The organism is Serratia sp. DFXYC6, from assembly GCF_057196085.1.
Genome location: NZ_JBXUNV010000001.1, coordinates 672,721 through 685,167, shown reverse-complemented (window position 1 = coordinate 685,167; position 12,447 = coordinate 672,721). Strand labels below are relative to the sequence as shown.

Sequence of the window (12,447 nt, the reverse complement as noted above, 5' to 3'; positions counted from 1 at the left end):
CCTTAAACCTTGGCGATCAGGGGCCGGCCGAGCAGGCCCTGCGGACGGAAGATCAGGATCGCCACCAGCAACCCGAAGGAGAACACGTCCTTGTAATCCGAATTCACCATGCCGGCAAACTGCGCCTCCGCCACACCGAGCAGCAGCCCGCCCAGCATCGCGCCCGGCAGCGATCCGATGCCGCCCAGCACCGCGGCGGTGAAGGCCTTGATGCCAATGATAAAGCCGACGTAAAAATCGAAGGTGCCGTAGTTCATGGTGATCAGCACCCCGGCCAACCCGGCCATGGCGGCGCCGATCACGAACACCAGCGAGATCACCCGATCGGTATTGATGCCGAGAATCGAAGCCATTTTGCGATCCTGCTGGGTGGCGCGGCAGATGCGCCCCAGCCGGGTGCGCTGAATGATGTAGGTGAGGATCGCCATGCCGAGCAGCGACGCCACCAGAATGAACACTTTGGTGTAGGTGATCTGCACCACGCCGCCGTCGAACTCCAGGCGGAACACGCCGCTCAGCAGCGTCGGGATGCCCTGCTGGCGCGGCCCCTGGCTTATCTGCGCGTAGTTTTGCAGGATTAACGACATGCCGATGGCGGAGATCAGCGGCGCCAGGCGGGTGGAGTTGCGCAGCGGCTTGTAGGCAATGCGCTCGATTACCCAGCCGTACACCCCGGTGATGACGATGGTGAACACCAGCGTGCCGAGGATCAGCAGCGGAAACGAGTGCAGCCCGAAGAACGACAGCAGCGCCAAACCGATGGCGCACAGGTAGGCGGAGATCATATATACCTCGCCGTGGGCGAAGTTAATCATGCCGATGATGCCGTAAACCATGGTGTAGCCGATGGCGATCAGGCCATACACCGCGCCGAGGGTCAGGCCGTTGATCAGCTGTTGCAGAAAGAATACATCCATAATGAGCAGTCTCGCCTGGTAAGGCCGCCAACGCAGTCCGACGCGGCCCAAAGGTCATCGCGGAACGGGCGCGCCAAGGCGGCGGCCCGTCGGTCATAGGGTCATAACTTCACGGTTAGGCCGTTTACAGTTGGTGATATTTGCCCTTGTCATCCCATTGATAGACCACGTAGTCCGAGACCTTCAGATCGCCCTTCTGGTCCCAGGCTTTCTTGCCCATCACGGTGTCCACGTCGTGTGACTTCAGCCATTCGGCGGCCTTGGCGCTGTCTTTGCCGCCGGTGGCGTTAAAGGCGGCGGCGATCGCCTGGATCGAGGCGTAGGAATAGAGGGTGTAGCCTTCCGGCTCAAAGCCGCTGGCGCGGAACTTGGCGATCACCGCCTTGCCCTCCGGGATCAGGCGCGGATCGTTGCCGAAGGTCATCAGCACGCCGTTGGTGTACTGCGGCCCGCCGGCGGCGGTCACCAGCTCTTCGGTCACCACGCAGTCGCCGGAGAAGAACTTGGCGGTCACGCCCTGCTCGCGCATCTGGCGCACCAGCGGCCCGGCTTCCGGATGGCAGCCGCCGAAGTAGACCACGTCGGGTTTGACCGAGGCGATCTTGGTCACCAGCGCGTTGAAGTCTTTCTCACCGCGCGACAGTCCCTCATACAGCACCTCTTTAACCCCGCGCTTGTTCATCGCCGCCTTCGCTGCGTCCGCCAGCCCCTGGCCGTAGGTGTCTTTATCGTGGATCACCGCGATGCGTTTGGCCTTCAGGGTATCCAGCATGTAGTTGGTGGCGATCACGCCCTGCTGATCGTCGCGCCCGCACATGCGGAACATGGTCTTCATGCCGCGCTCGGTGATCTGCGGATTGGTGGAGCCGGGGGTAATGGCGATAATGCCGGCCTCGTCATACACCTCGGAAGCGGGCATGGTGGATGAGGAACAGAAGTGGCCGACCACCGCCGAGACCTTGTCCTGATCCACCAGCCGGTTAGCAACCGCGACCGCCTGCTTCGGTTCGCAGGCGTCATCCCCCTGCACCAGCTTGATTTTTTCCCCTTTGATGCCGCCGGCGGCGTTGATGTCCGCCGCCGCCTGCGAAGCCCCGCGCCAATACTGATCGCCATAGGTGGCGTTCGGCCCGGAGAACGGCCCGGCGACGCCGATGACGATATCGGCCTGCGCGGAAAAAGCCGTACCTAAACAACCGATGAGCAAAGCAGCGAGCGGACTTTTTATCAATTTCGATGACATTGTTATCTTCCTCAGCACTGTTGTAGCGAAACGCCCTGGGGCGCGGATCAGTCACTTTATGTGTAGACGGGGAAAATAATTTTCTTGAGAGCGCAGTCGCATTCCCCAAAAATGGGTAAGCAAAAATCCAGCCATTGTGACGACGAATACATATTGTTTGCTTATTCATCCTACATATCAGTTGCAGCGCGGCGTGTAGCGGGGATAACCGAGAGTATGGGCAGTGCGGCTAGCATGAGAGGGAGAACGGCCCTGCACCATCGCCGTGCAAAGGCTTGTGCAATCGTTGTGGGCCGCAAAATCACCGCACAGCGATGGAAAATGCCGAAAAACAGCGCAAGATGTTCATTCCGCCAGCAAACGCGCTTTTTTTGCAGTTTAGCGCTTTGACAAACCCCAGGCGCCCCGCTATTATTCGCCCCGTTCACACGATTCCTCTGTAGTTCAGTCGGTAGAACGGCGGACTGTTAATCCGTATGTCACTGGTTCGAGTCCAGTCAGAGGAGCCATATTTAGAAAAGCCCGCTTAAGGCAACTTAAGCGGGCTTTTTGCTTTTCGGGTTATAACTCGCTGCAAGAGAGGGTTCATTCATCCAGGAATGACGACCGGTTACCTGGATCGCTAACCGGTGTTTCAATAGGGTTTACGGTGCATGTCAGCACATCATCACCGCCCCAGGGACAACATGACAATGGCGGTTCAGCTCGGGAACCAGCCTGGGGTATTTTGAATCGCTTGCCACAGTTTATGTGGGATCTGTAATTCATCCGGATCTTGCGACAAATTGAGTTTGACGTTCATGCTTCCTTCATGACCTGATTGTACTCTCTCCACCCATTGGGGATTCATAACCATCGCGCGTCCCAAAGCGACCATGGACAATCCGGCATCCAGCGCTTGCCGTGCCACGTCCGACGACGTGATTTTTCCGGCGGCCAGTATCGGTAAACGGCCGTTATTCTGCTCAATGAACCTTGCCAGCGTACCCTTTTCATCATCGTCATCCCGAGGGGTGTCCGTCAGTACATGGTGCAGCGAGATGTGCAAATAATCGATAAGCGCCTCTTCCGTCAATTGGTTCGCCAACGCCAGAGAATCATCTATACGCAGTCCCTTTTCGCCGGATTCTTCCGGAGACAACCGATACCCCAATAAGAAAGGCTGCGTAGCATGGCGTTCGATAACTCGCCGAACTTCGCGCGCCACTTCCAAGGGGAAACGCATGCGATTCTCTAGCGAACCGCCCCATTCATCCGTGCGCTGATTGAAATACGGGGAGAAAAAGTTTTGGAGCAGGAAACCATGCGCGCCATGCAATTCCACGCCATCGAACCCCGCCTCAATCGCGCGGCGAGTGGCTTCGCCAAAATCGCGGATCACAGTCAGAATTTCATCATGGCTTAACGCGCGGCCGGCTTTTTTGCCATCGTTAAACGGGCCTGCCGGTGCGGCTAGCGCACTGGCGCTAACGAGCTCGCCATCGGGGATCAAGGCCGGAACGGCTTTATTTCCCGCGTGAAAGAGTTGCAGGATCGCCGGCGCGCCGCCGCTTTTAGCGGCATCCGCCAGCCGTTTCAGGCTCGGAATAAAGCGATCGTCATAGGCCGCGAACTCATGAGTAAACCCGATGCCATTTCGCTGTACATGGGAACAGCCTGTCAGCACCAACCCAACACCGGTCGCGCGTGCCCGATAATAGGCTAACTCCGCATCTGAAATAGTTTCATCATCATTGGCTGACCAGGTGGTCATTGGGGCCATCACGATGCGATTACGCATCTCAAGACCGTTTTTAAATAAAAATGGCTGCATTAATGGATCTTTCATAACTCTCTCAGCATTTAACATTTTGATCTAAAATAAAAAATCATAAAAAATCACTTCGCCAGCGGGGTTCCCAGCCAGCGATCATCGATAAATTGCAGCATCTGTTCCGGTGTGATTTGCTGCGTCATTCGCCCTCGCAGCACCGTGCGATGCTCGAAAGTTACTGCTCCCCGTGCAAGCACCTGGGCTTTAAAACGCGCGATATGCTCGTCCGAAAAGTGGCTGTTGTGGGTATTAAACAGGATGACCCGTTTACCGCTGAAATCGCTGTTCTCAATAAAAGCCCAAATCGGCGGCGCCGGACTGTATAGCCAGATCGGCGAGCCCAACCAGAGGGTGTCAAACGGCGTCAAGTCAATCTTGGCCGGCGTTATCTCGGGCAACGCATCCTGCCGCTCTTTCAGCAAAGTGGCGTCTTTCAGCGCATACGCCAGCCCCGGCAAGCCAGGGGCATAGTTCGGCGCATCAAGCCTGAAGAGCTGTGCATCCAGGCGGTGAGCGATATGGCGAGCGGCCAGCGCCGTATTCCCTGAACGAGAAAAATAAACGACGGCGGTACGCGATGCGTTTTCTCCTGAATGCGCATGAGGCTCTATCTTGGCCAACTGGGCGGCTTGTCGATTTTCAATCAGCGTGACAGAGGCCAATACGCCCAAAATGGCCAGCAAAACGACCGTCAAACCGATGAGGGTTCCATACATAGGTAAGCGCCTTGATGCCATTAATCAAAATCGGTCGTCTTGCTGAGCGCCTCAAACTCCCACGTTTCTTCAATGCGGGACTGCAACGTCGGCATGACGAAATCGATAGCATCATTACCGATTAATAGCTGGCGCGGAGGCGTGTCCATTTCCACCAACCGGCAAATCACCTGCGCAAGTTTGGCAGGATCGCCCTGTTGCTGACCATCGGCGGATGCCAGTAGCTCGCGCGCGCTGCCAAAAGCGGCATAATCGGCAATGCTTCTTTCCCCGTACCGGGCAGAACTGTCATTGAGAAATTCGGTGCGGAAAAAGCCGGGCTCAACGGCGGTGACGGTAATTCCAAGAGGCGCGACCTCATCAGCCAACGCCAGGGTCATACCTTCCACGGCAAACTTCGACGCGGAATAAAATGTGGCGTTCGCGACGGCTTTTACGCCGGCGATGGAAGAGGTGTTGATAATGCGCCCGTTCCGCTGGCGCCGCATCACCGGCAGCACCGCGCGCAATACATTGGCCATGCCGAAAACGTTGGTTGAAAATTGCTGCTCTATCTGTTCGGCTGTCGCTTCTTCAAAACGCCCCAACAGACAGAACCCGGCATTATTCACTAATACATCAATGCGGCCAAAACGGCTCACGGCCGCATCTGCAGCAGCCAGCGCCTGATGTTCATCACGAACATCAAGCTCCAGCAGCTCAATCTTTTCCGCTGCAACATCGCTGAATGTCCGGCGCAATTTTTCCCTATCCCGCCCCGTTGCGACCACACAGTCTCCCTGTTGCAACGCAGCCCTGACAATATGGGCGCCCATGCCGCGCGCGGCGCCGGTGACAAACCAAATGCGATTCATATCTGTTCACCTTAATCGGTTTAAAAACTCGTACTGCCTCATTGCAGTACGAGGTGTCGAGGCACTAAAGCGTCAATTGCAAACTAGGGCGTATCACGATGTCATCGAGTAATACGCCGGGCGGTTGAGCAAATGAATAGACCAATGCACGAGCCACATCATCCGGCATGAGAGCCTGAATGGCATCACGACGTTCGCGCATCATGTCCGCAGAAACATTGTGTCCCCATTCCGTATGCACCGCCCCCGGATGAATCAATGACACGCGTATCCCTGCTTCAGCCAGCTCCTGCCGCAAGCCGTCACAGAACCCCCTGACTGCAAATTTGGTGGCGCAATACACGGCCCAGTTAGGCGCGCTGCTTTTCCCCCCGACGCTGGATACCGTGGAGATCATTGCGCCGGGGCGATTTTTCATCAGAGGGATAGCTTCGTAGGAACAGTTCAACACGCCGTACATATTCGCATTGATCTGCTCCTGCCAGCCCTCGGGTGAGCTCTCCTCGAACCGGCCGAAAATCCCCATGCCCGCGTTGTTGAAAAGCAGATCCACACCGCCGAAGCGGCTCTTCACCTCATTAAAAAGTGACCGGACCTGAGCTAAATCAGCAACGTCAGCGTCAAAGGCGACGGCGCCCCCGCCCAGTTCGGCAGCCAGGCTTCCGATTCGCTCTTTGCGTCTTGCTACCAGCACGACCGAAACGCCTTCCGCAACCAATCGGCGGGCGGCAGCTTCACCAATACCGCTTGAAGCCCCGGTGATAACAGCGACTTTGCCGCTGAGACTGTTCATCTCCATCGTCCTGCCTCTATAGAAAAATTTTATGGCGGGTGTTTACATAAAATACGGCTTGTCACCGTCAGTGCCCGGCTGGTTGACGCCGATGTTTTCACCCAGATGTTTTTTCGGTTGCTCGATGATGTCGGCAACTAAAGCGGCGACGCTCTTGCGCGATACGATGGTTCCTTTGAACGGCGCATCGCGGGCGGTAAGCTCATAGTCAACCAGGTCTTCATCCGTTAACCAGGCCGGGCGCAGAATGGTGTAGTCCAGCCCGGAGGCTTCAATCGCGTCAGCCGCCCGACGAAATGGCTTGAGGGGCTCACCGATGATCGCGTTGTTCCATTCACCGAATTTTCCCGGGACCTCATCATAAATCCCCAGCGAAAGAACGAAGATCAGGCGTTTGACGCCGCTGGCCTGCATGGCGGCAATCACCGCCTCAGCCTGCACATCCAGATCCTCTCCCGTCAGGTTGGCATACACCAGATCCTGGCCCTGCATCGCTTGTTCCAATGCGGACGGGTTCAACACATCGCCGATAAGGATCCGGCCGTTGGCCGGGCGCGACCGGATTTTTTCCGGCTGGCGAGCGAACAACGTTTGCACAAGCGACTGTTCATCCGCCAATCTGTCGATAACATGGCGGGCGATTTGGCCGCCGGCGCCAAGGATCAATACATTCTTCATGGTGTTCTCCATCGGTTATTCACCCAGGTGCGCGGCCAAAAACGGCAGCACCTTGTCCATCGCTGCGCGAACGGCTTCCGGTTTGTCATACAGCTCGTAATGTGAAAAGTCCGCTAACGAGACCAGCTCGCGATGCGCTGAAGCCGTTGCGCGCCCATAGACTTCCATGCCATCGCGATAGGCGCCGAAGGCACCGACTTTCTCGCCCACCACCACCATCACCGGCTGAGTCAGCAGCACCTCGGTAAAGGCGAAGGCATCCCAGGCCAGCGTTTTTTGCGCATGCGAGAACAACATGCGCGTCGCGCCACCCGGCTGTTGACCGCGCGCGGTCTTGTAATAGTCTGTCGCTTCGAAAACGTCGCGTTCGGTGAGCCCATGGGCCGTTGCCTCTTGAGGACTGGCGGGCAGCAGTTCATTGACCTGAAGCTCTCCGCCCCGCGCTTCCCGGGTGCGCTGCGCAGCCATCGCGCTCAGCGCGCCCAGCGGATCGTAGCCGCTGAAGCCTTCGCGGAAGAGTCGCCCAATATTAACGCCGGTGATGCTCACCACGGCTTTGATGCGTTTCTCTGTCAGCGTGGCATTGACGGCATAACCGCCGCCGCAAATGCCCAGCACGCCGATACGCTCCGCATCGACATACGGCAAGGTGACGGCATAGTCGATGACGCGGCTGATGTCTTCCACCCGCTGGGTCGGATCTTCTATCCAGCGCGGCACCCCGCCCGACTCCCCCTGAAAACTGGCGTCATAGGCGATAACGACGTACCCCTGCTCCGCCAACGCCTTACCGTAAACATTGCCGGAGGTTTGTTCCTTGCAGCTGCCGAAAGGATGGACGCTGACCACCGTCGGGTAGCGCTTGGATTCATCGAACCCCGGCGGCAGCTGAATGTGGGCGGCGATGTGCCAGGCCATATCGGCGTTTTGGATGCGAACATTTTTCATTACAGCGTCTCCTCAAAGAACGGCGCCAGGACGGAAACGGCTTCGGCGACATAGGCTTTACCGTCATACAATTCCATATGATTCGCGCCTTCGACGATGTGGTAACGCTTGTCGCTGCTCGCGGCGCGGTCGTATAAATCGTCACTCATCCATTTACTGCCCGCCACGCTGCCCGCCACGATCTGCATCGGCTGGGTCAGATACACTTCGGCCATATGGTAGGCGTCGTAGGTAATGATCTGGTTGAGGCTGCGCAGCGTCGCATAGCCGGGCGCCGTCGGATATTGCGCGCGCGGGGTGTGGTAATACTCCCAGGCCTGGCGCAGCTCTTCGTTCGGCGCATCGGATTCTTTCATCGGCGCCAGCGGCATGGTGGCATGTTCACCGCTGCTGATATCGCCGGTGCGGGCGTTGGAGCCCGCCTCAACGTACGGCAGCGCATCAATGGACTTCACATTGTTTTCCCACCCGTTGCGGAACATCGAGCCGATATTGACGGCGCTGACGGTGCCGATAGCCTTGATGCGGCGATCCTGGATCGCGGCGTTGGCGGTATAGCCCGCACCGGCGCAAATGCCCATCGCGCCAATGCGCTCGTTGTCGACATAAGGCAGCGTGGTCAGGTAATCAATCACCGCGCTGACGTCTTCGGTGCGGATATAAGGGTTTTCCAACTGACGGGGTTCGCCGCCGCTTTCCCCCTGATAAGAGGCATCGTAAGCCACGGTCACGAACCCCTGCTCCGCCAGTTTTGCGGCATAGGTGCCGGCGGTTTGCTCTTTCACGCCGCCCCCCGGGTGAGAAACGACGATGGCCGGATACTGACGGCCCGCGTCGAAGGCCGGCGGGAAGTAGAGCACTGCGGAAAGATCGATGGTTGGGTTATTGCTATTCGTGAAGCTGATTTTCTGGTTCATCATCCGGTTCCTCATCAGGGTGATCGGTTAACTGCATCGTTTCTGATTCTCACTATAGACATTGAACATTAAGATGATTAGACCCAAAATAATGATTAGACCTATCACTTAAATGATTAATCAGCCGAACGGAAAACAGAGATGAAACGTGATGAGATAGCCGATTTGGTGGCATTTGTGATGGTCGCCGAGGAGCGCAGCTTCACCCGGGCCGCGGCTCGCCTGGGCATGGCGCAGTCGGCGTTAAGCCAGATCGTCCGCCGCATCGAAGAACGGCTGGGGTTTCGTCTGCTGACGCGCACCACGCGCAGCGTAGTGCCCACCGAGGCCGGAGAGCAGCTCTTGTCGACCCTGGGTCCCATGCTGCAAGACCTGGATTCCGTCATGACTTCACTGGGCGAGCTGCGCAACCGCCCTTCCGGCACCATACGCATCACCACGGTGGAGCATGCCGCTAAAACCCTTTTGCTGCCCGCCATGCGCATGCTGCTGAAATCTCACCCAGAAATTAACGTGCAGCTCATCATCGATTATGGTCTTAGCGATGTGGTCGCAGAACGTTTCGATGCCGGCGTCCGTCTGGGGGGAGAGATGGATAAGGATATGATTGCCGTGCGGATTGGGCCTGATATTCCGATGGCGATCGTTGGCGCGCCGGATTATCTTGCCCGGCGAGGCACCCCGACCTCGGTGGCGCAACTGGTCGATCATCAGGCGATTAACCTCTATCTTCCTACATCGGGCACCGCCAACCGTTGGCGGCTCATGCGCGGCGGACGTGAAGTTCGGGTTCGCATGCAAGGCCAACTGTTGTTAAACACCATCGACCTGATCCTGGACGCCGCTCTCGACGGGCACGGCCTGGCCTACCTGCCTTGCGATCAGGTGCAGAACGCCCTTGACGAGAAAAAACTCGTCCGCGTGCTGGACAAGTTCACCCCGGACTTACCGGGGTATCATCTTTACTACCCACACCGCAAGCACCCAGGATCGGCCTTTTCTTTGCTTATCGATGTGCTTAGGTTTAACGACGCGCAGAAGCCCAAATAGCGTGCTGCCGCCTGAATCCACTCCGACAGGCACAGGTATCGTCTCCTGTCAGAGAAACTCTGGTTGAGAAAAGCCCGCTCAGGAAGACCTGAGCGGGCTTTGTGCTTTTCTGCCGTTAGCGCTTACAGCACAAATTCGTAGTGCGAACCGTCCGGCAGTTCGACATCCAGGCGCAGTTGGCCGCCGGCCGCCTCAACATAGCGTTTAAGCGAAGACAGTTTCAGATCGCGGCCCGGTTTTTCCATCACGGCGACGGTCGGTTGCCGGATACCCAGCGCCTGCGCCATTTCAACCTGGGTTTTCTGCACCTTCTCGCGCAGCTCGGCAAGATGGATGTTCAGCATAATGTCCGTCGCCATTGCCTGCGCTTCGGCCACGACCTCGGGCTTTTCCTCCGCAATAAGCTGTTCCAGCGTTCTGCCCATCGCGTCACTCCTTCTCTTTTAGTGTGTTCAGCCAATTCGTGAATTCCCGATCGGCAATCTGCAGCATTCGATCGTAAAAACGTTTTTCATCGCCCGCTTTATTGCCCGCGCAAAGCACCATGCCGACGCGGTACGGATCGAAGGCGAAGAATGCCCGCAACGGTTCGCCACGGCTCTGAATACGCAGCTCTTTCATGTTGCTGTAACGCGAGCCTTTAACCGTATCGGCATAGGGTCTGGGCAAGCCGGGCCCTTTTTCCCGCAGGACCATCAATGCAGCAAGCACGCAGGCCCGGTCGGCATCGCTGAGTGATCTGAACCAATGATCAAATGCATCCGTTGTTTTAATTTCCCACACGGGCCCCCTAAAATATAGATCAATAGCTATATAGATGTAAAGCTATAGCAGAGAGGCACTGGGATGGCATGCAAAGGCATGCGTTGTTACTGCAAGGCTGAACGTACATCCACGCATTTTGCAAACGCAGTGCGCGGCATTCACCTTTTTACGCGCGGTATCGAATAATCGTTCAGAGGCACGGGGCGCTTCCCCGCCGCCCCTTTATGAACCCTGTCACAAAAAGCGCATAACGTTTTCGGCGTTCTGCGCAGCGGGCGATGAGCGACAAACTTGTTAACGCCACGTTACATCGGGTTAGGCAACATTGTTAACGCCGATTGATGCGCTAAACGCATCGCGCCATGCGTTTATTGCGCTTATTTACTTTATTTTCCTGAGCGAGTCTTCAGCAACAGGCGCGGCGTCAGGCGCCAATAACAAACTGGAGATAACGATGCATTCCTCTACCTCACCCATGACCATCCGGGCCAGATCCGGCGCGATACTGCGCGTCACCTCCGGCAACTTTTTAGAGCAGTTCGATTTTTTCCTGTTCGGCTTTTACGCTACCTACATCGCACACACCTTTTTCCCGGCCAGCAGCGAGTTCGCCTCGCTGATGATGACCTTCGCGGTATTCGGCGCGGGCTTTTTGATGCGCCCGATCGGCGCCATCGTGCTGGGCGCTTACATCGATAAAGTCGGCCGCCGCAAAGGGCTGATCGTCACCCTGTCGATCATGGCCGCGGGCACCTTCCTGATCGTATTGATCCCCTCTTACCAGAGCATCGGGCTTTGGGCGCCGCTGCTGGTGCTGTGCGGGCGTCTGTTGCAAGGCTTCTCGGCGGGCGCGGAGCTGGGCGGCGTGTCCGTCTATCTGGCCGAAATCGCCACGCCGGGCCGTAAAGGCTTCTACACCAGCTGGCAGTCCGGCAGCCAGCAGGTGGCGATCATGGTGGCGGCGGCCATGGGCTTCGCGCTCAATGCGGCGCTGGAAGAAAGCGCCATTCGCGAATGGGGCTGGCGCCTGCCTTTCCTGTTCGGCTGCCTGATCGTTCCCTTCATCTTCTTCCTGCGCCGCAAGCTGGAAGAGACGCAGGAATTTACCGCTCGCCGTCACCACCTGGCGATGCGCGACGTGTTTAAAACCCTGCTGAAAAACTGGCCGGTGGTGATCGCCGGCATGCTGATGGTCGCCATGACCACCACCGCGTTTTACCTGATCACCGTCTATGCACCGACCTTCGGCAAAAAGGTGCTGCTGCTCAGCGCCTCCGACAGCTTGCTGGTCACCCTGCTGGTGGCGATCTCTAACTTCATCTGGCTGCCCATCGGCGGCGCGCTGTCGGATCGTTTCGGCCGCAAACCGGTGCTGGTCGCCATGACGTTGCTGACGTTGGCCACCGCCTACCCGGCGCTGAGCCTGCTCGCCGCCGCCCCCAGCTTCGGCATGATGCTGGCCGTGCTGCTGTGGCTGTCCTTCATTTACGGCCTCTACAACGGCGCCATGATCCCGGCGTTGACGGAGATCATGCCAACGGAAGTGCGGGTGGCCGGGTTCTCGCTGGCCTACAGCCTGGCGACGGCGGTGTTCGGCGGCTTTACGCCGGTGGTCTCCACCGCGTTGATCGAATACACCGGCGACAAGGCTTCACCGGGCTACTGGATGAGCTTCGCCGCGCTGTGCGCCCTGCTGGCGACGCTGTATATGTATCGCCGCATCGCCATGCCGCTGCAAACCGCGCGCTAAGCC

The 12,447-nt window shown here is 57.6% G+C and carries 13 protein-coding genes and 1 tRNA gene; 3 read left to right on the top strand and 11 right to left on the bottom strand.

The window, feature by feature from the left end; all coding sequences use genetic code 11:
* Positions 1 to 2: 2 nt before the first annotated feature.
* On the bottom strand, positions 3 to 917 hold the full coding sequence (locus AC2CGQ_RS03410; protein ID WP_004928592.1) for an ABC transporter permease subunit: 915 nt from the start codon (positions 915 to 917) through the stop codon (positions 3 to 5).
* 124 nt (positions 918 to 1,041) lie between these two features.
* Positions 1,042 to 2,160, bottom strand: a complete 1,119-nt coding sequence (locus AC2CGQ_RS03405; RefSeq protein ID WP_015378469.1) for a branched-chain amino acid ABC transporter substrate-binding protein — start codon at positions 2,158 to 2,160, stop codon at positions 1,042 to 1,044.
* A gap of 433 nt (positions 2,161 to 2,593) precedes the next feature.
* Here AC2CGQ_RS03405 and AC2CGQ_RS03400 point away from each other — a divergent pair.
* A tRNA-Asn gene (locus tag AC2CGQ_RS03400) sits at positions 2,594 to 2,669 on the top strand.
* Between the two features lie 191 nt (positions 2,670 to 2,860).
* Here AC2CGQ_RS03400 and AC2CGQ_RS03395 read toward each other — a convergent pair.
* From AC2CGQ_RS03395 to AC2CGQ_RS03365, 7 genes are all read right to left on the bottom strand, one after another.
* Positions 2,861 to 3,988, bottom strand: a complete 1,128-nt coding sequence (locus tag AC2CGQ_RS03395) for an NADH-dependent flavin oxidoreductase (protein WP_021505879.1) — start codon at positions 3,986 to 3,988, stop codon at positions 2,861 to 2,863.
* Between the two features lie 50 nt (positions 3,989 to 4,038).
* A complete protein-coding gene (locus AC2CGQ_RS03390; protein WP_015378471.1) occupies positions 4,039 to 4,689 on the bottom strand; it encodes a flavodoxin family protein in 651 nt (216 codons plus the stop codon).
* Positions 4,690 to 4,709: 20 nt separating this feature from the next.
* The gene (locus AC2CGQ_RS03385; protein ID WP_015378472.1) at positions 4,710 to 5,543 is read right to left on the bottom strand and encodes an SDR family NAD(P)-dependent oxidoreductase; all 834 of its coding nucleotides are present in this window, start codon (positions 5,541 to 5,543) and stop codon (positions 4,710 to 4,712) included.
* Positions 5,544 to 5,607: 64 nt separating this feature from the next.
* Positions 5,608 to 6,336, bottom strand: a complete 729-nt coding sequence (locus tag AC2CGQ_RS03380) for an SDR family oxidoreductase (protein WP_230857995.1) — start codon at positions 6,334 to 6,336, stop codon at positions 5,608 to 5,610.
* A 42-nt stretch (positions 6,337 to 6,378) separates the two neighbouring features.
* Positions 6,379 to 7,014 carry an SDR family oxidoreductase gene (locus tag AC2CGQ_RS03375; protein WP_015378474.1) on the bottom strand — a complete coding sequence of 212 codons (636 nt, stop codon included), beginning with the start codon at positions 7,012 to 7,014 and terminating at the stop codon, positions 6,379 to 6,381.
* A 15-nt stretch (positions 7,015 to 7,029) separates the two neighbouring features.
* Positions 7,030 to 7,962, bottom strand: coding sequence for an alpha/beta hydrolase (locus AC2CGQ_RS03370; protein ID WP_484593475.1), 933 nt, complete (start codon positions 7,960 to 7,962; stop codon positions 7,030 to 7,032).
* Positions 7,962 to 8,882 carry an alpha/beta hydrolase gene (locus tag AC2CGQ_RS03365; RefSeq protein ID WP_031300707.1) on the bottom strand — a complete coding sequence of 307 codons (921 nt, stop codon included), beginning with the start codon at positions 8,880 to 8,882 and terminating at the stop codon, positions 7,962 to 7,964. Before AC2CGQ_RS03365 ends, AC2CGQ_RS03370 begins: the two co-directional genes overlap by 1 nt.
* A gap of 138 nt (positions 8,883 to 9,020) precedes the next feature.
* Here AC2CGQ_RS03365 and AC2CGQ_RS03360 point away from each other — a divergent pair, with 138 nt between their 5' ends.
* The gene (locus AC2CGQ_RS03360) at positions 9,021 to 9,929 is read left to right on the top strand and encodes a LysR family transcriptional regulator (RefSeq protein ID WP_484593474.1); all 909 of its coding nucleotides are present in this window, start codon (positions 9,021 to 9,023) and stop codon (positions 9,927 to 9,929) included.
* A gap of 122 nt (positions 9,930 to 10,051) precedes the next feature.
* On the opposite strand, the gene AC2CGQ_RS03355 is transcribed toward AC2CGQ_RS03360, so the two are convergent.
* Positions 10,052 to 10,354, bottom strand: coding sequence for a helix-turn-helix domain-containing protein (locus AC2CGQ_RS03355; protein ID WP_099982719.1), 303 nt, complete (start codon positions 10,352 to 10,354; stop codon positions 10,052 to 10,054).
* A 4-nt stretch (positions 10,355 to 10,358) separates the two neighbouring features.
* Positions 10,359 to 10,712 carry a type II toxin-antitoxin system RelE/ParE family toxin gene (locus tag AC2CGQ_RS03350; RefSeq protein ID WP_015378478.1) on the bottom strand — a complete coding sequence of 118 codons (354 nt, stop codon included), beginning with the start codon at positions 10,710 to 10,712 and terminating at the stop codon, positions 10,359 to 10,361.
* Positions 10,713 to 11,148: 436 nt separating this feature from the next.
* Here AC2CGQ_RS03350 and tcuC point away from each other — a divergent pair, with 436 nt between their 5' ends.
* Positions 11,149 to 12,444, top strand: coding sequence for an MFS transporter (gene tcuC, locus AC2CGQ_RS03345; RefSeq protein ID WP_004935508.1), 1,296 nt, complete (start codon positions 11,149 to 11,151; stop codon positions 12,442 to 12,444).
* The last annotated feature ends 3 nt before the right edge of the window (positions 12,445 to 12,447 follow it).